Raw genomic sequence first — 23230 nt, forward strand, 5'->3', positions numbered from 1 at the left:
CCGAGGCCCTACCGCTTCTGCGGGTACGGTGTTTCCCCGCGCTCGAGCATCCCCACGAAGCGTTCGACCGCCCGCTGCCGCCCCGCCGGGGTGTGTACCTGCCCCAGCCGAAAGATCAGGGCATACCGGTTCTGGGAGGACAGCCCGTCGAAGGCCGCCTGCGCCGGGGGGCTGGCGGCCACCGCGGCGGCGAGGTCGTCGGGCACCACCGCCGTGGCCGGGCCGGCGTACGCGCGGTCCCACCGCCCGTCCGCCCGTGCCGCCTCGACCGCTGCGAGGCCGGCCGGCCGCATCCTCCCCTCGGCGGTGAGCCGCTCGATGGAGGCGCAGTTGCGGATCGACCAGATGCTCTTCGGCGTGCGCGGTGTGAACCGTTGGAGGTAGCTCTCGGAGTCCCTGCCCCGCCGCTGCCCGTCGATCCAGCCGAAGCAGAGCACCTCGTCGAGCGCCTCCGCGTAGGTCAGGGTGGTGAGCGTGCCGCCCTTCTTCGTGAGGATCAGCCACACCCCACGGGAATCCGCGTGCTCCGCCTCAAGCCACTGCGTCCACTCCCGGACGCCGGGGAGGAAAAGTTCGGGCAGATCGTCGGCCATGGCGCCACTGTATGCCCGCCCGGTGCCGCGCGCCAGCGCCGGAAACGCCTGCCGGGAGGACCGAAACTGCACCTCCCGAAACGGAAAGCGGGACGGCCCGGGCTTTCAGCCGAGGGCCGAAGGATAGCGCGCCGCTGTTCTCCGGGGCCGTTCCTGCTATAAAACTTGGTTATGAATGTGCGCACTCCCGACCCCAATCCAGGCTGGCTCTCCGAAGAGGATCTTTACGAGGCCCGCCGCCGGCTCCCGATGGTCTACGTTGAGGCGATCCCGGTCCGGTGCGATGCCCTGGGCTACGTCAACGAGGTCGGGCTGCTCCTGCAGGCCAACGCCGAGGGCGAGATGGTGCGCACCTTCGTCTCCGGGCGGGTGATGTACCGGGAGACCATCCGCGCCGCTCTCCTGCGCCATCTCGAAAAGGACCTCGGCCCCCTCGCCCTGCCGCAGCTCCCGCCGTCGGTGCTGCCGTTCACCATCGCCGAATACTTCCCCTCCCCCTCAGAGACCGGCCTGACCGACGACCGCCAGCACGCCGTCGCCCTGGCCTACCTGATCCCGGTCACCGGGGAGTGCAGTCCGCGCCAGGACGCCCTCGAACTGTCCTGGCTGACGCCCTCGGAAGCCCTCAGCCCCTCCATCCAGGCGGAGCTGTCAGGCGGCCGCGCGGACCTGCTCCGGCAGGCCCTGGCCCATGCCGGGTGGGGCCGCTAGTCGGGCTTCGGGACGCCGTTCCCGTATCTTTATTTAGGCACAGGTCAGCGGAACGCCCTGATGCCACACGCGGGGGCAGCTGAGCGAGGTACGAAAAAAGTGGAAAAAAACACTCTCCAGGCACGGCCCGTCGTGGCCGAGGCTGTCGCCGCCGGCCAGCGCATCGCGCTTCCGGACGGCTCCGGTTACGTCGAGGTGGGCAGCGTCGACATCGAGTCCGATGACTTCGGCGTTCCCGCCGTCGTCGTCGCCACCCTGGCCGGTGGGCGGACGCTGCGCATCGCCAGCGGATCGGTGGTGTCGGTGGAGGCCGCAGGAGGCGCCCCGCTGGTTCCCGCGGTGGCCGCCGACGACGGCTCGCCCGAGGAGCTGGTGGCCCAGGTCGCCGTACTCCACCCCGGCAGTGAGCGCGTCGGCGAACTGGCCGAGCGGCTGGCGCGGGGCATCAACTTCAAGTCGGGCTCGAACCTCCAGGACCTTCACGACCTCGCGCTGACCCTCTTCGTCGACCGGGGCGACACCGACAGCGCCCTGAAGACCGCGGACCTGCTCACGGACCTCGGGTTCGATGGCAACTTCGGCCGCTGGAAGTGGATCGAGAGCGCGCTGGCCATGGCCGCGTACCTGACCCGCGGTGACGAGGCGCGGTCCGCGGCCTACTCCGCGGCGCTGAGGGTGGCCGATGAGTCCGAGACCGACCCGCTGCGCGCCAAGGTCAATGCGGCGGTGCGGCAGCGCCAGCTGAACGACCCCAACCTTTACGACCCGGAGATCCTGCGGGCCACCGCTGCCGGCAACCGGGCGGCCGAGAAGGACTGGCGGGTGCTGCGCCTCGGCGTCCTGCTGTACCTGCGGGCGCACGGCGGCTCCGAGACGCTCAGCCGCGAGGTGCTCGACCGGCGCATCGCCAACGAGCTCAGCGCCGTCGCGGGCCTCGCCAGCGCCTCCTGAGCCGCACCGCGGACGGGAGGGCCCACGGTAGCTGGCAAAATGGACAGGTGCATCCACAGTCCCAGCAGTCCTCCTTCTCGTTCACCGTCGGCGCCCGGTTGGAGGAAACCACCGGCCGCCCCGACGGGCAGGCACGGCGGCACGGCCGCACCGGGGTGATTTCGACCCCGCACGGGGAGATCGCCACCCCGGCGTTCATCCCCGTCGGCACCAAGGCGACCGTCAAGTCCGTCCTGCCCGAGTCGATGAAGGACCTCGGCGCCCAGGCGCTGCTCGCCAACGCCTACCACCTGTACCTGCAGCCGGGCCCCGATATCCTCGACGAGGCCGGCGGCCTGGGCGCCTTCATGAACTGGCCCGGGCCCACCTTCACCGACTCGGGCGGCTTCCAGGTGATGAGCCTTGGATCCGGGTTCAAGAAGGTCATCAATATGGACGTCCCCTCCGGGTCGGAGGCGGCCGGCGCCGACGACCGGGTGGCCGCCGGCAAGGAACGCCTGGCGCACATCGACGACGACGGCGTCTGGTTCAAGTCCCACCTCAACGGCGACCGGCACCGCTTCAGCCCGGAAATCTCAATGCAGGTCCAGCACCAGCTCGGCGCCGACGTCATGTTCGCCTTCGATGAGCTCACCACGCTGATGAACTCCCGCGGCTACCAGGAGGAATCGCTGGAGCGCACCCGGTTGTGGGCAGAGCGGTGCATCGTCGAACACGAGCGGCTCTCCAAGGAGCGCAGCCACCGGCCATACCAGGCCCTCTTCGGGGTGATCCAGGGCGCCCAGTACGAGGACCTGCGCCGGAAGGCCTCCCAAGACCTCGGCTCAATGAACTTCGACGGCTTCGGGATCGGCGGGGCCCTGGAGAAGGAAAACCTTGGCACGATCCTTGGCTGGTGCAGCGAGGAGCTGCCGGAGGACAAGCCACGGCACCTGCTGGGCATCTCGGAGCCGGACGACCTGTTCACCGGGATCGAGAACGGCGCCGACACCTTCGACTGCGTCTCTCCCACCAGGGTTGCGCGGAATTCGGCGTTCTACACCCCCGACGGCCGCTGGAACCTCTCCAACGCGCGCTTCCGGCGGGACTTCACGCCGCTCGTCGAGGGCTGCGACTGCTACACGTGCACCAGCTACACCCGCGCCTACATCCACCACCTGTTCAAGGCGAAGGAAATGGTCTCGGCCACCCTGATCTCGATCCACAACGAGCGCTTCGTGGTGCGGATGGTCGACGACGCGCGGGCCGCCATCGCCGACGGGACGTTCTACGACCTCAAGGCCGAAATCCTCGGGCGCTACTACGCCTCGTCCCCGGCACGCTGATCCGCGGCGCCACCGCTCTCCCGGTTCAGGCCGGCGGTCATTGCGCGGGTGCCGGCGTCGCCGGCGCGAAGCAGACGAGGCCGCCCGGGGCCTTGTCGACGCTCTCCGCGGGGGCGATCGCGGAGAAGCCCGAGCCGAGGACAATGTCGATGGTGCGCCCCTTCCGCTTGTCCACGACATAGACAGATTCGGGAATGGTGCGCTGGAGGGTGAAGGCATTGGCCGTCCCGTCCGGGCCGGAGACGATGATGGCCGTCATCCCGGTGGGATCGACCGCCCGGTTACCGACCTCGGCGACCACGAAGGCGCGCTCCCGCAGCTGGCCCGCGGCGGTGCCGGCAAGGCCCTCGATGTCGGTGCTGTTGTACACATTGACGGTCACCGAACTGGGGTCCTGATAGTCGAACGGGCCGGCCGGGCAGGATTCGGTGGCCCGCGGCGTGGGCTCGAGTGCGGCGATGCGGATGTCCCCGCGGTTGATGCCTACCGCCGTGAAGGCCGCAGCGCCCAGCAGCCCCACCAGCAGCAGCAGGACGATGCCGTGGCGGATCCGTTTTGAGTTGAGGGCGCGCCGGTCCCGCTCCTCCGCGGCGAAGACGGCTCCGAGGTCGGTCTCGGTCACGATCCGCTGTCCGTGCCACTCCGTCGGGTCCCTGCGGGCGAGGGCCCGGGCGCGGCGGCCCGAAGGCTCCTCAGCCATCGATCACAAGCACCCGCGCGTGCAGGATGGTGCGCTGGTGAAGGGCCGTGCGGACGGCCCGGTGCAGCCCGTCCTCGAGGTACAGGGTGTCCTGCCACTGGACGACATGGGGGAAGAGATCCCCGAAGAATGTTGAATCCTCCGCGAGCAGGGCCTCAAGGTCAAGGGTGGTTTTCGTCGTCACCAGCTCATCGAGCCGGACCTGCCGGGGAGGGACCTCTGCCCAGTCCCTTGGGGACACATGTCCGTGGTCGGGGTAGGGTCGGCCATCGCTCACAGCTTTAAAGATCACTGATACAGCCTATGGAAAACAGGCGCGCAATGGAATATAAGCCCCCGCGGCCGCCGATCCGTGGCCAAAGGGTTACCTTTGGCCACGGATCGTCCGCCTAGAAATCCACTCCGGATTGAAGGACCACGTTGGCGTACGGGGTGGCCTCCCCGGTGCGGATCACCAGCCGCGCCGTGGGCAGCAGGGCCTTGAGGTCCTCGTGCGGAATGGCGCGGGGAGTGAGCCCCTCGGCCCGCACCCACTCCCCGGCCACGCCGTCCTGCGCTTCGGTGGCGATGATGCTGTCTTCGACGACGATCTCTGCCAGCACCGCCCGCAGCACTTCCGTGAACCGGGGGATTCCCCGGACCAGGGTGAGGTCGACGGTCTGGACCGTTGCGGGGATGGGCAGGCCGCTGTCGGCGATGACGACGAGGTGGCCGTGGCCGAGGCCCGCGATGGCCGCGCTGAGGGCGGGGTTCAGGATGCCGCTGCGTTTCACTGGACTGGCTCCGCTTTGCTTGGCTGTCCTTCGCCCGGCTCCCCCGGCAGGACTTCGCCCAAGGCCGGGTAGGAGGGCTGCGCGCCCGCGGACCGGACGGCGTATGCCCCCACCCGGGCGGCGAAGGCCGCTCCCTCCATCAGCGAGTCGCCTGCGGCGAGCCGGGCGGCCAGCGCTCCGACGAAGGCGTCACCGGCCCCGGTCGTGTCCACCGCGGCCACCTTGGGCGCCGGGACCGCCCGGATGCTGCCATCGGCGGCCACCAGCGCGCCCTCCGCGCCGAGCGTGACGACGACCGAGGGGAAGCCGGCCGCGGCAAGGCCCTCGATGACGCGGCGGTGATCCCCCGGCGCGGGCGGGTCCGGAACCCCGAGCTGGGCCAGTACCAGCGTGCCCTCGTGCTCGTTGACCACCAGCGGGTCGGCGGCCAGCATCGCTGACCGGTCGAGGTCGATCACCGGGGCGAGGTTGAGGATCACGCGACCCGTCGCCAGCCGGATGGCTTCGGCCACCGCGGCGGCCGGGATTTCGCCCTGCAGCACGACGACGCCGGCACCCGAGATCAGCTCCCCGCTGGCACGCACCACGTCGCTTGTGACCTCGGCATTCGCCCCGGGAATCACGACGATCGAGTTTTCGCCGTCATCGGACACTTCGACCACCGCCACCCCGGTGCCTGCCTCCGCCGGGTGCAGGGCGAGGTCGACGCCGGCGGCCCGCAGCCCGGCCAGGGCCGCATCCGCGTACGCGTCGCCGCCGACGGCGCCGATCATCGTGACCGGCGCCCCCAGCTTCGCGGCCGCTACGGCCTGGTTCGCGCCCTTCCCACCGGGCAGGACGGTCATGGACCGCCCCAGAACGGTCTCACCCGGTTGCGGGTGGCGTTCCAGCGTCACGACGAGGTCCGCGTTGATGGACCCGACGACGACGATGCCCGATGCCTTGGTGCTCATTCGGTGAATTCCCCGACGTTCTCCTCGTTGACGGTGGTCACCGGCACGGGGACCGTGGACTCGACCTCTTCGTCGTTGAGGAGCTGTGCAAGGACCTCGACGGACCGCTTGCCGAGCTCGGCGGGCTGCTGGGCGATCGTCGCCGTCATCGTGCCGGCCTCGATCGCAGCAAGGCCTTCCTCGGTGCCGTCGAAGCCGACAACGCTGACCTCGCTACCGGCCCGGTCACCCAGTGCCTGGATCGCGCCCAGGGCCATCTCGTCGTTTTCAGCGAAGATGCCGGTGACATCGGGGTTGGACTGCAGCAGGTTGGTCGCCACGTTGAGCGCTTCGGCGCGGTCGAAATTCGCCGTCTGCTGTGCCACGACCTCGATGTCAGGGTAGGCCGCGAGCCCTTCGGTGAACCCGGCGCCGCGGTCACGGCTTGCCGAGGTGCCGGCCACGCCCTGGAGGACGATCACCTTCCCCTTCTCGCCCATCGCGCGGGCGAGTTCCTCGGCTGCCTGCTTGCCGCCTGCAACGTTGTCGCTGGAGACGAGCGACTGCACCTCGGCGCCGTTGACCGCACGGTCGACGGCCACGACGGGCGTCCCGTCCTCGACGAGGGGGCTCACCGCGGCCGCTGCGGCGTCGGAGTCGACGGGATTGATGATGACGCCGTCGGTGCCGCTGGTGGCGGCGGTGGCGAGCTGGTTGGTCTGCGTCGCGGAGTCGTTCTGGGCATCGATGACATCCAGGGTGATGCCGGCCTCGTCCGCCGCCTCCTGGGCGCCGTCGCGCAGTTCAACGAAGAAGGGGTTGTTGAGGGTTGAGACAGCGAGGGTGACGCTGTCGCCTTCGGAGGCGGTGTCGCCGCCTCCGCGGTTGCAGGCGGTGGCGGTGAGCAGGAGTGCGACCGACATCGTCAGCGCGGTTGCCTGGGAGGAGGAGAACTTCATTGTTGGATCCTTTGTTGGTGGGTTGGACGGTGGGAAAAGGTCTAGTGGCGTGCGCTCTTTCTCCGCAGCGAGTCGACGCCCACGGCGAGGGCGATCACGACGCCGATGACCACCTGCTGCCAGAAGGAGGAGACGTTGAGCAGGTTGAGGCCGTTGCGGATGACCACAAGGACCAGCGCGCCGATCAGGGTGCCGCTGATCCGGCCCACTCCGCCGGCGAGGGAGGCACCTCCGATGACGACGGCGGCAATGGCGTCAAGTTCGTAACCGACGGCCGCCTGCGGCTGCGCCGAGTCCAGCCGCCCGGACAGCAGCAGCCCCGCCAGCGCGGCGAACAATCCGGAGAGGGCGAAGACGGTGACCAGCACGCGGCGCACCGGGATCCCGGAGAGCCGGGCGGCTTCGGTGTTCCCGCCAACGGCATACATGTAACGGCCGATGACCGTGAAATTGAGGATCGCGGCAGCAACGAGTCCCGCGATAACGAGGACGACGATCGGCATGGGTACCGGTCCGATGTTGCTGCCGAGGAACGACACCGCAGGGGCGGTGGGGATGGGGCGCCCTTCGGAGAGGACGAGAGTGAGGCCACGGGCGATGCTGAGCATCGCAAGGGTGGCGATGAACGAGGGGAGCCGGCCGAACGCCACGGCGAGGCCGCTGACGGCGCCGCTGAGCGCTCCAAAGAGAAGCCCTCCGCCAAGCGCAAGCCATCCGGGCAGATCCGCCTGTGAAAAAATCCACGCCGATCCCATCGCGGAGAGCGCAGCGACGGATCCGACGGAGAGGTCGATTCCACCGGCAACGATCACGAAGGTGAGCCCGAAGGCCAACACCGCGATCACTGAGGCCTGGATCCCGATATTGAGCAGGTTCGGGCCGGTGAGGAAGTCCGGTGTGGCGATGAAGAGCGCGAGCCCGAGGACAAACAGTCCAACCAATGCTCCATTGTTGGCGAGGAACTTCGCGAACGTCGCCCCTCCGAGCCCTCGTCGGGCAGCTACCTTGTTCATGATTCGTCCTTCATCTGCTTGTCTTCGAGTTCGCGCTTTACGTCACGGACGGCAAGGGACATCACGGCGTCCTGGGTGGCGGACTCCGCCGGCACTTCTCCCGCGATATGCCCCCCGCTCATCACCAGGATCCGATCGGCCATGCCGAGCACCTCCGGCAGTTCGCTGGAGACCATGACGACGGCACCTCCGGCCGCGGTGATCGCGTTGATCAGTTCGTAAATTTCGACTTTGGCACCGACGTCGACGCCGCGGGTTGGTTCGTCGAGCAGCAGGACAGTCGATCCTGCGACGATCCACCGGGCGAACACAGTCTTCTGCTGGTTGCCTCCGGACAGTGCTCCGACCGCCTGGTCGAGCCCGGACATCCGGATCCGCAGCCTGTCGGCGACCTCCTGCGCCCGCCGGCGTTGACCTGCAAAGTCGACAATGCCTGCCTTCGCCGTCGCAGCGAGCGTTGCGTAGCCGATGTTCTCGTTGACGGCGGCACCGAGCACGAGTCCCTGCACCTTGCGGTCCTCGGGAACATGGCCGAGTCCGGCGCGGACCGCAGCACCAACGTTGAGCGGTGGGAGCTTCTTGCCCCGGACCCTCACGGAGCCCGAGGTGTACGGGTCGATCCCGGCGATCGCCCGGACCACTTCGGTGCGACCGGCACCCACGAGTCCTGCGAGTGCGACAACCTCGCCTGCGTGCACCGAGAAGGAGACGTTGTTCACCATCCCCTTCGTGCTGAGGCCGCTGACCTCGAGGAGGGTCTCCGGCGCGCCGCTGAACTCCCGGCGCCGAGGGAACTGCTTGTCGATATCACGGCCCACCATCAGGCGCACGAGTTCGTCTTCGCTCGTTGTCGCGGGCACTTCAGCAATAAATTTCCCGTCGCGCAGCACGGAGACCGAATCCCCGATCGCTTCGATCTCGTCGAGGTGGTGGCTGATGAAGACCATGCCCACGCCGCGCTCCCGGAGGTCCTCGACCACCGAAAACAGCGCCGAGATTTCACGCTTGGTCAGTGCCGCGGTGGGCTCGTCGAGGATCAGCATCCGGGCGTTGAGGCTCAGCGCCTTCGCGATCTCGACGAGTTGCTGACGGGCGATGCCCAGTCCGCCCACGTGCTGGTCGACGTCGAGGTCGAGGCCGATGAGGGCCAGGGCCGCACGGGCGTCGTCTTTCATTTTGCGTTTGTCCACGAGGCCGAAGCGGCTGGGCATCCGTCCCAGCGCTATATTTTCGGCGATGCTCATCGACCCCACGAGATTGAGTTCCTGGTGGATGGTGGCGATACCGTGCTTCTCCGACGCTTTTGTGTCGGGGAGGTGGACTTCCTTGCCGTCAATGAGGATCCTGCCGCCGTCGGGCTGGTGGACTCCGGCCATCATCTTGATCAGCGTCGACTTGCCCGCGCCGTTCTCGCCCAGCAGCACCTGCACCCTGCCTGGCAGCACGTTGACGCTCACGCCGTCAATCACTGTCACAGGGCCGAACTTCTTGGTCACATTGTCGAGGGTCAGGATGGGGTTGCCACTCATGGGTGTTGTCCTCTCTCGGGTTCAGGGGTGGAACCGCGGACGATCAGGCGGCTTGGGAGCACGCGGGAGGCGGGCGACCCGCCAGCGATGACGCTCGTGAGCATTTCAACGGCGATCCGTCCCATCGCGTCGACGTCGTGCGCGATGACTGTGAGGGCGGGATTGAGGAGGGTGAAGGCCTCGATGTCGTCGTAGCCGACGAAGGAAATGCCCGAGCCGATGGCCACACCGCGCTGGTTGCAGACAGCGATGGCGCCAATGCTCATCAGGCTGTCCGCCGCGAGCAGTGCCGTGGGAGGGTCTGCCAGCTCGAGGAGCGTCCGCGCTCCCGCCGCTCCGCTCGCGGCCTGGAAGTCTCCGAAGAATATGAGCTCCTCGGCGTCGTCCGCTCCGGTGCCGGCGATCGCCTGCCGGTAGGCGGTAAGGCGTTCCCTCCCGGTGGAGCTTGACTGGGGGCCGGCGATGTAACCGATGCGGCGGTGCCCCTGGGAGGCGAGGTGGCGGACGGCCTCATGGATGCCGGTGACATTGTCGGGGGTGACACTGGGAACGTCGGCGTTGTCGAGGACGCGGTCCACGAACACCACAGGGACGCCGCTGCCCAGCAGATTGGCGAGGTTTTCCTCGTCTCCCTGCGGAGCGGCGATCACGCCGTCGACCCGCTGGGACAGCATGACTTCGATGTAGCGGTCCTGCTGCTCGACACTTTCGTTGGCGTTGCCGAACAGGGTGAGGTAGCCGAAGTCCCGGGCCCGCTGTTCCACGGCGTGGGCGAGGTCGGCGAAGAAGGGGTTGCGGACGTCGGGCAGGAGAAGTCCGATCGTCTGCGTGCGGGTTTTCCGGAGGGATCTCGCCTGCGCATTGGGCCGGAAACCGAGGTGTTCCACGGCGGCCCCGACGGCCTTGCGCGCATTGGGTGAGGTGGCAGGGTGGCCGGAGAGGACGCGGGACGCCGTGGCCTTGGAGACACCGGCCGCCTTGGCGACGTCCTCGATCGTTACGGCCCGCACCTGTGCTCCCTACGCCATTGTGGAATCGATTCCATGGAACCGATTCCACAAGTATGGGCGAGATCACGTGGATCGTCAACTGGGTGCAGGGGCTCGGGCGGAACATAATGGAGCATGCCCTCCTCTTTCGCTCCGCTCGGCCTGCTCCTCGACGTCGACGGCCCCGTCGCCAGCCCCCTCACCCGCACAGTCCCGTCTCAGATCATCGACAATCTACTCACGCTGGCGGCCGCTGGCTGGCCCGTGATTTTCAACACCGGCCGTTCGGATGCGTTCATCCGGGAACAGGTGATGGAACCGATGATGGCCGCCGGAATCCCGGCCGGAGTCCGCTTCCACGCGGTGTGCGAAAAAGGGGCATCCTGGTTCAGCTTCGACGCCGACGGTGCCGATGAAGTGCACGTGGACGGGGAACTTGCCCTGCCCGCAAGCTTCGGCGACGACGTCCGGGACCTCGTGGAGGAGAAGTACTCGGCGCTGATGTTCTTCGATGAGACCAAGCGCGCGATGGTCTCGGTTGAGCAGTCGCTCGACGTCAGCAGCGCCGACTACCTGGCCGGCCAGACCGAATTCGACGCCGATGCACTCGACATCCTTGCGAGCTACGACATGGGCGGAGTCCGGCTGGGCCATGAGCGGCCCGACAGCAACGGAGAGATCGGCTACCGCATCGACCCCACCATCATCTCCACCGACATCGAATCGGTCCGGCTGGGCAAGGACCTCGGCGCGGAGCGGGCACTGACCCTGCTGGCTCCCTTTGGTGAGGTTCCCACCACCTGGCGGACCGTCGGTGACTCACGGACCGACTACGCGATGGCGGACTACCTCTTCGCCAAGGGTTACGACGTCGCCCACGTCGACGTCCGGCCCTCAGACGGAGTGCCGGAGAAGCCGTACCCGATCCTCATCGAGGAGGGCCTGGTCAACGAGGAGGCCGGAGCGGCCTTCCTCGCAGGCTGCGTCACCGTCCTCGCCCGGTAGGGCGCCGCTTAGGCGGCGGCCTTTCGACAGGACTCGATCGCAGCGGCAATCTGGGGGGCGTCGGGCTCCACGGTGGGGGCGAATCGGTCGATGATGACCCCTTCACGGTTGATGAGGAACTTCTCGAAGTTCCACCTCACCAGCCCGGGCAGCACCGACTTCGACAGGCCGGCGCCCTTGTACTCGGTCAGCCGGGCGTACAGCGGGTGCTGGTTCTTCCCGCGCACATCTGCCTTGCGCGTAAGGGGGAAGGTGACGCCGAAATTCATCGAGCAGAAGGACCGGATTTCGTCGTCGCTCGCCGGTTCCTGATTCATGAACTGGTTGCAGGGAACGCCGAGCACGACGAAGCCATCCGCCTCGTACCTCCGGTACAGCCGCTCAAGTCCCTCGTACTGGGGAGTGAACCCGCAGTTCGACGCCACATTGACCACCAGGACGATGCTGCCCCGGAAGTCACCGAAGGACCGCGTGGTGCCGTCATTCATGGCCAACTCGATGTCGTAGAGGTCACTTGTGGGCATGGCTGCTCCTCACTGGTCGTTACCGGTGAAGGATCTTCGTTCTTGGGCGCCCTTCGGATGGGATGCCCGGGCAGGGAACTTAGGGCAGGGAACTCAGGCAGGGAGTTCAGGCAGGGAACTCCGCGGCCGTGGCCTTCGTGAAAGAGGTCAGCGGCATTTCTGCCCGCGCCGGTTTTTCAGGGAGACCTATGCTGATGGATCTTGTTGCGGCATGGCGCACTCAGCTGCGCACCACGTTCACCGCGGGCGATCCTGCTATTCCGCAGTGGCAGTTGGATCTGGAACAGGGCGACGACGTCGGTTACTTCGTTCCCGGGTCGGCTGTGTGGGCGGTTAACGGCTCGATGACCCCGCTCGTCGCCGGGATCCGCGCATTGCTGCTCCAGACCCTCCATCCCGGCGCCATGGCAGGCGTCCATGCGCACTCCTCATTTCGGGAGGACCCCCTGGGGCGGCTGGCCAACACCATCCGGTGGATCTTCACCGTCACCTACGGATCCCGGCGCACAGCGCAGGAGGGATCCGCCTTCGTCCAGCGGCTGCATCAACGGGTCCGTGGCACCTACGTCGACAGCCGCGGCACCACCCGGGAGTATTCCGCCGCTGATCCTGCGCTCATCCGCTGGGTTCACCTCGCATTCACCGATGCGTTCCTCGCCGCGCACAAGGCCTACGGGGGGCCCATCCCCGGCGGGGGCGACCAGTACGTCGCCGAATGGGCGCAGGCCGGTGAGCTCATGGGGGTTGAGTCGCCACCGCGTTCGGAAGCGGAGCTGGCAGCACAACTGTCGGCCTTCGACCCTGAGCTGACGAACAGCGATCAGGTCCAGGAGGCCCTCGCGTACATCAGGCGCCCTCCCCTGCCTGCCTCGCAGCGGCTCGGCTATCGAGTGCTGTTCGCTGCGGCGGTCGCGACCCTTGAGCCGCGCCACCGGGAGATGCTCGGGTTGCGGGTGCCTTCCCTCGGGCCGATCCCGCTACCGGTCAAGGCGGCAACCCATGTTGTCCTGAAGGTGGTGCGACTCGGGCTGGGGCCGGAGGGGCCGAGCGAGGCCGCCGCCCGCCGGCGGATCGCGCGGGTAAGGGCAGCCGGATCCAGCCGACGGACCGCGTGACGGAGGCTCCAGGCCCGGGACGGAGGCTCCAGGCCCGGGACGGACGCCGGACTGAGGACCACGAGTTGATGAATCGAGGCTTCCGGCTCTCAGGTACCTGCCTCCCTGAGGGCATGAAACAAGCCCCGGCCGTTGAAGACCGGGGCTTATTTTCTGCGGAGGATGGGGGATTTGAACCCCCGAGGGCGTTAACCCAACACGCGTTCCAGGCGTGCGCCATAGGCCGCTAGGCGAATCCTCCTAATTTGGAGCAGATACCAGAATACCTAAACATGGGTCAGGTTCCGAATCGGCGCCATCCGCCTGTTTTGTCAGAGGGAGGTGATGGACTATAGGCATGGTCCAGCCAGCACCGGAAACCAAGGCCGACGAAGCCTTCGATCCAGAGTGGACGGCGCCCAGTTCGACCCTCGAGGACGGCTTGTTCTCGTACCTCGAGAACGAGCCGCTGTGGCTTGCGCACGAGCTTACGGCCCTTGACCCTGCCGCCATCGCTGAGCTGAATGCCGGTGAGGCTGTTGGCACCCTTGAGAAGGTTGCGCGGCTGGAGAGGTGGCTTTCCGCCCTGAAGGCCCAAATCGTTCACCGCGTCGGCACCTCGATGACCGAACGCGCGCCGTCCGGAGTCGAGCACCGCCTGGCTTCGATGAACGCCGTCAGTGAGACCGCGTGCGTCCTCAACATTCCTGAGGGTACCGCCGGATTCCTCCTCAATGAATCGACCGCACTGGTCGAAGACTTCCCAACTTCACTCGAGGCGTTGAGCTCAGGGACGATCAACTACCAGCACGCACAGGTGATCATCCGGGAAAGCACTGGCATTCCTGCTGACGAACGGGCCGGGTATGAGGAATCCCTTTTGAGGGTGGCCCCGGACCTGACCCGTCCGCAGCTCGCGGTCCGGGCCCGACGGCTGCGGGAGAAGATGTGCCCTGAGGCAGCCGCCGAACGACGCACCAAGGCCGAGGCCGACCGGGCCGTCTGGCTGGAACCGGCTCCGGACGGCATGGCCTACCTCAGCGCGTTCCTGGGCGCCGAAACTGCCGTTGCCATGTTCGACCGGCTGACCCGTGCCGCACGCGCCGCGCAGGGCCCGAACGAGGCGCGGACCCTGGCCCAGCTGCGTGCGGATGCGCTTGCAGGTCTGGTGATCCAGGACAACCCGTCCCTGCAGGAGGAGGGGATTCTGAGCGGCATTCGGCCCCAGGTGCTCGTAACGGTTCCGGTGCTGTCCCTGCTTGGAGAGAGCAAGATGCCCGGCGACCTTGAGGGGTACGGCCCGATCCCGGCAAGTATCGCCCGGAAACTCGCGGCGAATGCACCTTCCCTGCTGCGGCTGCTCACCGATCCGGTGGATTCGGCGGTGCTCGACGTCGGCCGGCGCCGCTATCGGGTACCGACGGACCTGAAAACCTACCTGCGCGCCCGCGACAAGACCTGCAGGTATCCGGGATGTAACCGGTCAGCGGCCACGGCGGACCTCGACCACACGGTCCCCTGGGAAGACGGCGGAAGCACCCGGCCCGGGAACCTCGCCTGCCTCTGTCCCAAGCACCACCGCATGAAACACGAGGCCGGATGGTCGGTGCGGCAGCATCCCGGAGGGGTGCTCGCCTGGACGTCGCCAACCGGAAGGAACTACTCGACGAGACCGGAGGATCCCCCTGCCGCGGTGCACCCCGATGCCGGACAGGCGTCGGCGTCGGCCCGGGTGTCGGGGCGGACACCCGGGTCGGCCTGGCACCCGCCGCCAGCTGAGGATCCACCGCCGTTCTAGCCTTCTTCGCACCCTCCGGAGACCCATGGATACCCGACCTGACGGTCTCCACGGACTGACGACCCACCGCCGTTCTAGTCTTCTTCGCACCCTCCGGAGACCCATGGATACCCGACCTGACGGTCACCGTCGCCTGACGACCCACCGCCGTCCTAGTCATGTCACCCGCCGGAGACCCATGGACGCCCGACCTGACGGTCGCCGTCGACTGACGACCCACCGCCGTCCTAGTCATGCAACCCGCCGGAATGGTAAGCGCGCGGCCATACCGCCGTCGCCGTTGCCCACTGGAGGTGCCCAAATTGAAGCGCAACGCGGGGCCAGCGTCGGGCTCAGGAGCAGTCCTGAAGTTCCTGTAGACTATTTCCCGGCCCCTCATGTGGTGTCATCCTGTGAACTCCCCCAGGACCGGAAGGTAGCAAGGGTAAGCGGGCTCTGGCAGGTGCATGGGGGGTCTTCACTTTAACCGTCGGCCGAATGGGCCGACCCCCTGGCAGGGAATGCGGCGAGGGAGCTAGACCATGGAGACGATCTCAGGGGCGGGACGCTTTGCGCCAAGCCCTTCCGGCGAGCTGCACCTCGGCAACCTACGGACGGCGATCCTCGCCTGGCTGTTCGCCCGGTCCACAGGACGCCCTTTCCTGCTCCGCATCGAGGATCTCGACACTGCCCGCGCCGGCGCCGAGGAAGCCCAGCTTAGGGAGCTCTCGGACCTGGGTCTGGACTGGGACTCACCGCCCATCCGCCAGAGCGAGCACCTGCCGCGGTACGAGGCGAGCATCGCGGCCCTGACGCAGGCGGGCCTGCTGTACGAGTGCTTCTGCACCCGCCGCGACATCGCGGAGGCCGCTACCGCTCCCCACGCGCTACCGGGCGTCTACCCCGGAACATGCCGGAACCTCACCGACGCCCAGCGCGAGCTCCGCCGCCGTGAGCGGCCGCCCGCGCTCCGGCTGCGCGCCGGCGTCGAGGCCCTCACCATTCAGGACCTGCTGCATGGCGAGTACACCGGTCCCGTCGACGACTTCGTGGTCCGGCGCAATGACGGCGTGCCCGCCTACAACCTCGCGGTCGTCGTCGACGACGCCGCCCAGGGAATCGACCAGGTGGTGCGCGGCGGGGACCTTCTCAGCTCGGCCCCGCGCCAGGCGTACCTCGCCGGCCTGCTCGGCGTTCCGGTGCCGCTGTATGCGCACGTGCCGCTCGCGCTGGGCCAGGACGGGCGCAGGCTCGCCAAGCGGGACGGGTCGGTGACCCTGGAAGCGCTCGGAGCGGAGGGGCTCCCGGTCGAGGCCGTCCGCGCCGTCATCCTGAAATCGTTGGACCTGCCGCCCGGTCCGTTGAATTCCGTCCTTGAAGAATTCGATCCGGACCAGCTCCCCAGCGATCCGTGGATCTTCGAGCCTTCCCTCTTCTCCTCCACCGGAATGCGTTCCGTCACCCCCAACCGATAAGGTTCATCTGTGAGTACAGCCCTTTACCGTCGGTACCGCCCCGAGACCTTCGCGGACGTGATCGGCCAGGAGCACGTCACCGACCCGCTGATGGCCGCCATCGAAAAGGGCCGGGTTAATCACGCCTACCTGTTCTCCGGTCCCCGCGGCTGCGGCAAGACCACCTCGGCACGCATCCTCGCCCGCTGCCTGAACTGCGCACAGGGCCCAACGCCGACACCCTGCGGTGTGTGCGACAGCTGCGTCGAGCTTGCCCGCAACGGCTCCGGCAGCCTCGATGTCATCGAGATCGACGCCGCCAGCCACGGCGGTGTTGACGACGCCCGGGACCTCCGCGAGCGCGCCACCTTCGCCCCGGTCCGTGACCGCTACAAGATCTTCATCATCGACGAGGCCCATATGGTGACCTCGGCCGGCTTCAATGCCCTGCTCAAGATCGTCGAAGAGCCACCGGAGCACATCCTCTTCATCTTCGCGACGACCGAGCCGGACAAGGTGATTGGGACGATCCGCTCGCGGACCCACCACTACCCCTTCCGGCTTGTGCCGCAGGAACCGCTGATGGCTTACCTCGAGCTGCTGTGCCGGCAGGAAAACGTGCCGGTTGCTCCGGGCGTGCTCTCCCTGGTGGTGCGGGCCGGCGGTGGATCCGTGCGCGACTCCCTCTCGGTGCTCGACCAGCTGATGGCGGGCGCGGGCGAGTCCGGCGTTGACTATGAACTGGCCGTCTCCCTGCTCGGTTATACCCACGCGACACTGCTTGACGACGTCGTCGACGCCGTCGCCGCCGGGGACGCCGCGACCGTCTTCACCGCAGTGGACCGGGTGATCCAGACCGGTCACGACCCGCGGCGATTCGTTGAGGATCTCCTCGAGCGTTTCCGCGACCTGATCGTCATCAACGCCGTCCCTGAGGGTGCAGCCTCCGTCCTGCGGGGCATCCCCGAGGACCAGCTGCACCGCATGCGGACCCAGGCGAATCAGCTCGGCGCCGGTGAACTGTCCCGCGCCGCCGACATCACCAACACCGCGCTCACCGAGATGACCGGAGCCACCTCACCGCGGCTGCACCTTGAGCTGCTGTGCGCGCGGATCCTGCTGCCCGCCGCGGACGAGTCGGTGCGCGGAACCCTTGCCCGGGTCGACCGGATCGAGCGCCGGCTCGCCTACGCCGGCTCCGAACCGGCTCCGGTGACAGCGACCCCGCCGGCACGCACAGCGGGTCAGGGACCGGGCCGTCCCGCTGAGACCGCTGCCGCCGATGGCGCGCAGGGCGCCGCACTCGGCACGGCCGGTACACCGTCGGCTCCGGCCGGAGGTGCAACCCGCCCGGCAGCCGGTTCGCCACCCGCCCCGGCATCAAGTGCTTCACCAGTCACGACGGCATCGGGGCCGACGACGGCGGGTGACCGCCCTTCGGACAGCCGGACTGCCGATACTGCGGCGCCGGCCGACCCGACGCCGGACGCCGCGTCACCGGCGGCAGCGTCACCGGCGGTAGCGCGTGGCGAGGCAGCTCGGGCCGGTTCCGCGCCCGAACCACGGCGCGGCCAGGGCAGTGACGCCGCATCCGACGCGACGCCCACCGGTGCTGCCCCAGCGGCTCCTTCGCCCGCACCGGCCGCCGCGTCGGCTGACTGGGGCAACAGCTGGGGCAGCGAACCCCCCGCGCCTGCTGCGCCCGCGGCAGCTGCACCCGCGGCACCCGCGACTGAACCCTCCGCCGACCGTGCACCGGTGAACCGCTCCGCTGCAGACCCCGCCGCGCACAGCCCGGCCCCCGCTGTCGATCCGGGCACCGGGACTCCTTCTGGAGCTCCGGAGCGGCCGGCCCAGGCCACCCCCGCCGAAGCGCCTTCCGCCCCGGGCGGTTCAGGACAGATTGAGATGGTCCGCCGCGCCTGGCCGGAAATCATGGACGAGCTCGCGAAGATCAAGCGGATCACCTGGCTGAATGTGAATGTCGATGCGAAGCCGCGGTCGATGGAGGGCAATAAGCTCATCCTCGCCTTCACCACTCCGGGGAATGCCATAGCCTTCCAGCGCGGGCCGCATATGGACAACGTGCGCCAGGCCATCCAGAAGGTCCTGGGGCTCGACTGCATGATCGAGGCCATCCTCGACGGTCCGGGTCGGGGTGAGTCGGACCCAAAAGTACCGGCCAGCCGGCCAACGCCGGCTAAGGGCACTCCCGACCCGCAGTCGAACCCCGGGGTTGGGTCGCCCTCGGCCGCAGCATCCCTCTCCCAGCGTTCGGGCGCGCCCGTAGCGTCTCCGGCTGGCCCTGCCGCCGCGCCCGACCGACCCGAGGCGCAGCCCCCTGCGCAGCCGTCTGCGCAGGCGGCACCAATGGGCGCTGCTCCTGGTCCGGCAGCCCCATCGACTGCTCCCGGTGTGCCCAACCCGTTGGGAGCCTCTCCCCACCCCCAGCAGCCGCACGAGCGAACGGGCTCGGTGGCCAATCCCGCCAGCCCCGCAAGTGGTGCGGCTGGCCCCGGCTCTCGACCACAGACATCGGACTCATCTGCGGCGGGTTCACGCACGCCGAGTTCACCTAAACCGGGATCATCAGCGCCCGGCTCACCCACGACGGGCCCATCCGCGCCCGGCTCACCCACGACGGGCTTGCCCGCGCCCGATGCGTCCGCGCCCGGCTCACCCACGCCAGGCTCATCCGCACACGGCTCACCTCGAACCAGCGACATGCCTTCCCGTGGAAAACGTCCGTCAGCAGGAGCCCCCACGGTCCCTACCGGCGACCGCAGGGGTCCAACCGACGGCCGCGCTGTGCCGCCGACCGGCCAGGGAGGCCTGGGTGCAGGACCGGTCGCAGGACCGACCGCAGGACCGGGTGCAGGACCGGTCGCAGGACCGACCGCAGGACCGGGTGCAGGACCGCAGGGGAACTCGGCCAGCGGACCGGGTGCAGGACCGACCGCAGGACCGACCGCAGGACCGGGTGCAGGACCGACCGCAGGACCGGGTGCAGGACCGCAGGGGAACTCGGCCAGCGGACCTTCTGCACCCCGGACCGCGCGGAATGACAGCGCGCCGTCACCGAGTTCTGAGCCGCCTCCGTACTGGCAGAACCCGGACCCCGATGACGACTCGTGGGCACTGATCGAGCCCCCCGAGGATGCGTACGATCCGGGTCCCTTATTCAATGGCGCCCCCGGTGCTCCCGGCGCACCCGCCTCTCCATCGCTGCCGCAGGAACCATCGTCAGTCCGCCGTGCACCGGCAGGGCCAAAGGTGCCGGCGCAGACCGCTGGCGCACACGCCGCACCCCACGCTCCGGCGCAGGGCTTCTCCGGCACATCGGCACGGCCGCAGTCACCGGTCCAGCCGAAGGATCAGGCGCAGGTTCAGACGCAGGCACAACGGGTACCACCGCAGGCACAAGGGGTACCACCGCAGGCACAAGGGGTACCGTCACAGGCACAAGGGGTACCGTCACAGGCACAGGGCTCCCAGCCCCAGGGCCACCAGACAGCGAATGGCCCGCAGCCAGCCGCTCCGGCCCAGGCTCATACTGGCGTCCCGGCGCGACCGCAGGCAAAGGCCACCTCCCAGGCACCAGCTTCGGCTTCGACCTCGACCTCGACTTCGACTTCGACTTCGACTTCGACTTCGACTTCGACAGCAACCCCCTTCTCGGGACCAGGCGACGGCCGGCCGCAAGGACCAGCGCAGCCACCAGTCCAACCGCAGACACCGGCACCGGCACCGGTCCAACCGCAGTCGCCCGTCCCGCGGCAGCCCCCAGGCCAGCCACAGACATCGGCTCAGCCCCAGTCTCCGGGTGCCGCTGCACGTGGTTCCCAGGATGCCCCTGCCCCGGCACCCGAGACGTCCGCCAAACCCATCAGCCGGTACCAGCGGTTGCTCGATGAAGCAGCCAGGAAGCGGGCGGAGGAGGCCGCGGCCGGGTCCGGAACCGTAGACTTGAGGTACGTCGAAGACGTTCCCAGCGCCGACGATGAGACGATCGAGGAAACCGGTCTCGTCGGGCGGTCGGCGATCGAACGGATCCTGAACGGCCGGCTCGTCGAGGAGCGTAGAATCGACGCCCAGTAGCAGGCGGGGCACCCCAAAGAATTGGGGGCGGACCGATGCATCGTTCGCCCACCCGCAACATCCAACAATGAAGAAGGTCACGTGTACGAAGGCGCGGTTCAAGAGCTTATCGATGAGCTCGGTCGCCTCCCCGGTGTAGGACCGAAGTCCGCCCAGCGGCTCGCCTTCCACATCCTTGAGGCGGACGGAGACGACATGAAACGGCTCGTCAACGCCATCACCACCGTCAAGGAGCGCGTGAAGTTCTGCGCGATCTGCGGAAACGTCGCCGAGCAGGAAACCTGCGGCATCTGCAGGGATACCCGCCGCGACCCCTCGATGATCTGCGTCGTTGAAGAGTCCAAGGACGTCATCGCGGTGGAGCGCACCCGCTCCTTCCGCGGCCGCTACCATGTGCTCGGCGGCGCCATCAATCCCATCGCCGGAGTCGGACCGGACCAGCTGCGCATCCGGGAGCTCCTCAACCGGCTTTCCGATGATCAGATCAAGGAAATCATCATCGCCACCGACCCCAACCTCGAGGGGGAGGCGACGGCGACCTACCTGGTGCGGATGCTCAAGACCATCGGCATCCCGGTGACCCGGCTCGCGTCCGGCCTGCCGGTCGGCGGAGACCTCGAATACGCTGACGAGGTGACCCTCGGGCGCGCCTTCGAGGGCCGCCGCTCCATGTCCTAGCAGAACCTGGGAGCTCCCAGGTTCTGGCGGTCCCTGCGCGAGGGACCGCCAGAATCATCAGGCGATCCGGGTGCCCTGCGCCAGTCTCCGTACCGGAGTCCGCAGACGGCGGTGGCCCAGCACCAGCAGGCTCCCGGCCAGCAGCGACTGAAGCAGGAGCCCCAGCGGCCAGATCGGGAACTTGTCGTCGACGTCGCGGGCCAGTCCCTGCGACTCAGCACAGGTGACGTTGTAGTCGGGGCCCGCCTGGAAGTCCCGGACCTGCTGGCTGATTCCCTCCATCACGCCCGGAGGTCGATAGCTTTCGACGTAGCCGAAGTCGCCGGACTGACCGGCACCCGGGGTGCTGCGTGAGTAGGGAACCGCGTCGGCCACCACCACGAAGGGGTTGGCGGCAAGCATCCACGTGATCCGTTCGGTGTGGGCCACCGGCTGCACGAAGGTTTCCGTGGTGCACTCAGGGTCCCCGGGCTGCGGCTCCGGGCTCTGGTCGTCGAAGTCTTCGGCCGGCATGGGGTAGCTGTAGTAGGAGGTGGTCACCTCGGCCTCCTCCATCACCAGCGCCGTGCTCAGCCCAAAGGTGATGAGCGTCCCCAGGGACAGCAGCGCCACTAGCATGTAGGTGGCCACAATGGAGAACAGGGGCCGGTTGGCGATAGCGGAAACTCCGACGCCGATGGCACAGACGAGACCCAGCTCAAGGGCGAGCATGCCCAGCGAAATGAAAGCCTCGGAGGCGGGCACCCCACCCAGGGCCAGCGCCCAAAAAATGAACGGTGCGCTGAGCACAAGGAACGCCAGGGAGCCGACCCAGGAGGCCAGCCACTTCCCGGCGAGCAGCTGGCCCGGGGTCAGCAGCGTGACCTGCAGGACCGCCAGGGTACCGGCCGCCCGGTCACCATTGACCGCATTTGCGGAAAGACCGGGCGCCACGAGTAGTCCGAAGAACAGCACGAATCCGACCACGAGGTCGAAGAGCATCGGGCCGATATCCATATACGAGCCCATCGTGGCCAGGGCGAGGAGGAAGACCGCCCCGATCACCACAAACCACACGGCGAGCATGATGTACCAGGCTCGGCCGCGGAGGCGCTGACGCATCTCCAGGCCGAACACCGTTCCGACGGCGGACCGGGTGGAAAGGGTTCGTTCGTCCGCCATCTGCGGCGGCTGCTGCATCTTCACGCTCATCGTCTGTCCGTATCCAGGCTCATGTAGGTTTCTTCGAGCGCGCCACCGGCCGGCGCGAAGGCGGTGACGGCGACGTCCGCAAGCACGAGGGTGCGCAGGAGCCACGCCGCCTGCTGGGTGCTGTCGAGCAGCACCTGGTACTCGACCCGCCGGGAATCCCCGCGCTCCTCGAACCGCATCCCATGGCCGGAGAGTTCCGCGGCGAGGGCGTCCATCGGCTCGGCCTGGATGTTGTAGCGCCGCACCTGGTTTCCGGCCTCGTCAAGGGTCTGGCTGCGGACCGATTCGCCCCTGCTGACGAAGACGGCACGGTCGGCGATCTCGTCAAGCTCCGACAGCACATGGCTTGAGACAACAACCGTCTTGCCTGCGGCGGCAAGGGTCCGCAGCAGGGTCCGCAGATCCACCCGGGAGCCGGGGTCGAGGCCCGATGCCGGTTCGTCGAGAAGGAGGACCTGCGGGTCATGGATCAGGGCACGGGCCAGGCTGAGCCGCTGCTGCTGGCCACGGGAGAGCACCCGCGCCGGCTGGCGGGTGTACTCGGTGAGGCTCACCGTTTCAAGCAGTTCGTGGGCACGGGCGGTCCGTTCCTCCGGAGACATCCCGTAGAGCGCCCCGGTAGTGGTGAGGACCTCGAGTGCCGAGAGGGAGTCCCACCTGCCGAGGGAATCGGGCATCCAGCCGACAAGCCTGCGCACCCCCTGCGGGTCGGCCACCGGGTCGATCCCGCCCACCCGCACCGAGCCGGAGTCGACGGCAAGGAGCGATGCGAGGATGAGCAGGAGGGTTGTCTTGCCGGAGCCGTTGGGTCCGATCAGGGCGGTTACTTCACCGGGTGGGGCCTCGAAATCGATGTGCCGGACGGCCTGCACCGAGCCAAAGCTCCGTGCGGCGGCGTGCACAACGATTCCCCCAAATTCGTTGGTCATCCCGT

21 protein-coding genes, 1 tRNA gene and 1 other RNA gene are annotated in these 23230 nt (G+C 68.1%); 10 read left to right on the forward strand and 13 right to left on the reverse strand.

Annotated elements, in window-relative coordinates:
- Positions 1–8: 8 nt before the first annotated feature.
- Entirely contained in the window at positions 9–593 is a 585-nt protein-coding gene (locus GVV86_RS05060) for a YdeI/OmpD-associated family protein (protein WP_159801789.1), read from the reverse strand.
- Positions 594–764: 171 nt separating this feature from the next.
- Between GVV86_RS05060 and GVV86_RS05065 the strand changes: the two genes are divergently transcribed.
- From GVV86_RS05065 to tgt, 3 genes are all read left to right on the forward strand, one after another.
- Positions 765–1304: an NUDIX hydrolase family protein gene (locus tag GVV86_RS05065; RefSeq protein WP_120165723.1), complete on the forward strand. Its 540-nt coding sequence runs from the start codon at positions 765–767 to the stop codon at positions 1302–1304.
- Between the two features lie 99 nt (positions 1305–1403).
- A complete protein-coding gene (locus GVV86_RS05070; protein WP_201291366.1) occupies positions 1404–2255 on the forward strand; it encodes a DUF6707 family protein in 852 nt (283 codons plus the stop codon).
- A gap of 47 nt (positions 2256–2302) precedes the next feature.
- Positions 2303–3580, forward strand: coding sequence for a tRNA guanosine(34) transglycosylase Tgt (tgt, locus tag GVV86_RS05075; protein WP_159801791.1), 1278 nt, complete (start codon positions 2303–2305; stop codon positions 3578–3580).
- A gap of 37 nt (positions 3581–3617) precedes the next feature.
- Here tgt and GVV86_RS05080 read toward each other — a convergent pair whose 3' ends face one another.
- The 8 genes from GVV86_RS05080 to GVV86_RS05115 form a co-directional block, all read right to left on the reverse strand.
- The gene (locus tag GVV86_RS05080; protein ID WP_159801793.1) at positions 3618–4280 is read right to left on the reverse strand and encodes a LytR C-terminal domain-containing protein; all 663 of its coding nucleotides are present in this window, start codon (positions 4278–4280) and stop codon (positions 3618–3620) included.
- Complete coding sequence (locus tag GVV86_RS05085) at positions 4273–4572, reverse strand: type II toxin-antitoxin system VapB family antitoxin (RefSeq protein WP_120165727.1); 300 nt, start codon at positions 4570–4572, stop codon at positions 4273–4275. Before GVV86_RS05085 ends, GVV86_RS05080 begins: the two co-directional genes overlap by 8 nt.
- Before the next feature lie 97 nt (positions 4573–4669).
- Positions 4670–5053, reverse strand: a complete 384-nt coding sequence (rbsD, locus tag GVV86_RS05090; protein WP_159617183.1) for a D-ribose pyranase — start codon at positions 5051–5053, stop codon at positions 4670–4672.
- Positions 5050–6006: a ribokinase gene (locus GVV86_RS05095; protein WP_159801795.1), complete on the reverse strand. Its 957-nt coding sequence runs from the start codon at positions 6004–6006 to the stop codon at positions 5050–5052. The genes rbsD and GVV86_RS05095 overlap by 4 nt, the downstream gene beginning before the upstream one ends.
- Positions 6003–6944 (reverse strand): substrate-binding domain-containing protein, encoded by a 942-nt coding sequence (locus tag GVV86_RS05100; RefSeq protein ID WP_159617185.1) that lies wholly within the window; start codon positions 6942–6944, stop codon positions 6003–6005. Before GVV86_RS05100 ends, GVV86_RS05095 begins: the two co-directional genes overlap by 4 nt.
- A gap of 41 nt (positions 6945–6985) precedes the next feature.
- On the reverse strand, positions 6986–7957 hold the full coding sequence (locus GVV86_RS05105) for an ABC transporter permease (protein WP_159617186.1): 972 nt from the start codon (positions 7955–7957) through the stop codon (positions 6986–6988).
- Entirely contained in the window at positions 7954–9486 is a 1533-nt protein-coding gene (locus tag GVV86_RS05110) for a sugar ABC transporter ATP-binding protein (RefSeq protein WP_159617187.1), read from the reverse strand. The genes GVV86_RS05105 and GVV86_RS05110 overlap by 4 nt, the downstream gene beginning before the upstream one ends.
- A complete protein-coding gene (locus GVV86_RS05115; protein WP_159801797.1) occupies positions 9483–10496 on the reverse strand; it encodes a LacI family DNA-binding transcriptional regulator in 1014 nt (337 codons plus the stop codon). The genes GVV86_RS05110 and GVV86_RS05115 overlap by 4 nt, the downstream gene beginning before the upstream one ends.
- A 114-nt stretch (positions 10497–10610) precedes the next feature.
- Here GVV86_RS05115 and GVV86_RS05120 point away from each other — a divergent pair, with 114 nt between their 5' ends.
- Positions 10611–11480 carry a hypothetical protein gene (locus tag GVV86_RS05120; protein ID WP_159801800.1) on the forward strand — a complete coding sequence of 290 codons (870 nt, stop codon included), beginning with the start codon at positions 10611–10613 and terminating at the stop codon, positions 11478–11480.
- An 8-nt stretch (positions 11481–11488) separates the two neighbouring features.
- On the opposite strand, the gene GVV86_RS05125 is transcribed toward GVV86_RS05120, so the two are convergent.
- Positions 11489–12004: a glutathione peroxidase gene (locus GVV86_RS05125; protein WP_159801803.1), complete on the reverse strand. Its 516-nt coding sequence runs from the start codon at positions 12002–12004 to the stop codon at positions 11489–11491.
- Positions 12005–12195: 191 nt separating this feature from the next.
- On the opposite strand from GVV86_RS05125, the gene GVV86_RS05130 reads away from it, so the two are divergent.
- A complete protein-coding gene (locus GVV86_RS05130) occupies positions 12196–13119 on the forward strand; it encodes an oxygenase MpaB family protein (RefSeq protein WP_425513919.1) in 924 nt (307 codons plus the stop codon).
- Between the two features lie 156 nt (positions 13120–13275).
- On the opposite strand, the gene GVV86_RS05135 is transcribed toward GVV86_RS05130, so the two are convergent.
- Positions 13276–13360: transfer RNA gene (locus GVV86_RS05135), tRNA-Ser, on the reverse strand.
- Between the two features lie 96 nt (positions 13361–13456).
- Between GVV86_RS05135 and GVV86_RS05140 the strand changes: the two genes are divergently transcribed.
- From GVV86_RS05140 to recR, 5 genes are all read left to right on the forward strand, one after another.
- Complete coding sequence (locus GVV86_RS05140; RefSeq protein ID WP_159801808.1) at positions 13457–14896, forward strand: HNH endonuclease signature motif containing protein; 1440 nt, start codon at positions 13457–13459, stop codon at positions 14894–14896.
- A 366-nt stretch (positions 14897–15262) separates the two neighbouring features.
- Positions 15263–15358: signal recognition particle sRNA small type (gene ffs / locus GVV86_RS05145), an RNA gene on the forward strand.
- A gap of 68 nt (positions 15359–15426) precedes the next feature.
- A complete protein-coding gene (gluQRS, locus tag GVV86_RS05150) occupies positions 15427–16350 on the forward strand; it encodes a tRNA glutamyl-Q(34) synthetase GluQRS (protein WP_201291377.1) in 924 nt (307 codons plus the stop codon).
- Positions 16351–16359: 9 nt separating this feature from the next.
- Positions 16360–20427: a DNA polymerase III subunit gamma and tau gene (locus GVV86_RS05155; protein ID WP_159801813.1), complete on the forward strand. Its 4068-nt coding sequence runs from the start codon at positions 16360–16362 to the stop codon at positions 20425–20427.
- 81 nt (positions 20428–20508) lie between these two features.
- Positions 20509–21105 (forward strand): recombination mediator RecR, encoded by a 597-nt coding sequence (gene recR, locus GVV86_RS05160; RefSeq protein WP_159617195.1) that lies wholly within the window; start codon positions 20509–20511, stop codon positions 21103–21105.
- 57 nt (positions 21106–21162) lie between these two features.
- Here the strand turns inward: recR and GVV86_RS05165 are convergent, their stop codons facing one another.
- Positions 21163–22296 (reverse strand): ABC transporter permease, encoded by a 1134-nt coding sequence (locus tag GVV86_RS05165; RefSeq protein WP_159617196.1) that lies wholly within the window; start codon positions 22294–22296, stop codon positions 21163–21165.
- Positions 22293–23225, reverse strand: coding sequence for an ABC transporter ATP-binding protein (locus GVV86_RS05170; RefSeq protein WP_159617197.1), 933 nt, complete (start codon positions 23223–23225; stop codon positions 22293–22295). Before GVV86_RS05170 ends, GVV86_RS05165 begins: the two co-directional genes overlap by 4 nt.
- Positions 23226–23230: the final 5 nt, after the last annotated feature.

The organism is Arthrobacter zhaoguopingii (assembly GCF_009828595.1).
In the GTDB taxonomy this organism is placed as follows: Bacteria; Actinomycetota; Actinomycetes; order Actinomycetales; family Micrococcaceae; genus Arthrobacter_D; species Arthrobacter_D zhaoguopingii.

Excerpts from the sequence above, each read along its gene's own strand:
- GVV86_RS05060 (WP_159801789.1), bottom strand. The coding sequence starts at position 593 with ATGGCCGACGATCTGCCCGAACTTTTCCTCCCCGGCGTCCGGGAGTGG.
- GVV86_RS05065 (WP_120165723.1), top strand. The coding sequence starts at position 765 with ATGAATGTGCGCACTCCCGACCCCAATCCAGGCTGGCTCTCCGAAGAG.
- GVV86_RS05105 (WP_159617186.1), bottom strand. The coding sequence starts at position 7,957 with ATGAACAAGGTAGCTGCCCGACGAGGGCTCGGAGGGGCGACGTTCGCG.
- GVV86_RS05095 (WP_159801795.1), bottom strand. The coding sequence starts at position 6,006 with ATGAGCACCAAGGCATCGGGCATCGTCGTCGTCGGGTCCATCAACGCG.
- GVV86_RS05140 (WP_159801808.1), top strand. The coding sequence starts at position 13,457 with ATGGTCCAGCCAGCACCGGAAACCAAGGCCGACGAAGCCTTCGATCCA.
- GVV86_RS05100 (WP_159617185.1), bottom strand. The coding sequence starts at position 6,944 with ATGAAGTTCTCCTCCTCCCAGGCAACCGCGCTGACGATGTCGGTCGCA.
- GVV86_RS05170 (WP_159617197.1), bottom strand. The coding sequence starts at position 23,225 with ATGACCAACGAATTTGGGGGAATCGTTGTGCACGCCGCCGCACGGAGC.
- GVV86_RS05080 (WP_159801793.1), bottom strand. The coding sequence starts at position 4,280 with ATGGCTGAGGAGCCTTCGGGCCGCCGCGCCCGGGCCCTCGCCCGCAGG.
- GVV86_RS05125 (WP_159801803.1), bottom strand. The coding sequence starts at position 12,004 with ATGCCCACAAGTGACCTCTACGACATCGAGTTGGCCATGAATGACGGC.
- GVV86_RS05120 (WP_159801800.1), top strand. The coding sequence starts at position 10,611 with ATGCCCTCCTCTTTCGCTCCGCTCGGCCTGCTCCTCGACGTCGACGGC.
- GVV86_RS05110 (WP_159617187.1), bottom strand. The coding sequence starts at position 9,486 with ATGAGTGGCAACCCCATCCTGACCCTCGACAATGTGACCAAGAAGTTC.
- GVV86_RS05165 (WP_159617196.1), bottom strand. The coding sequence starts at position 22,296 with ATGAGCGTGAAGATGCAGCAGCCGCCGCAGATGGCGGACGAACGAACC.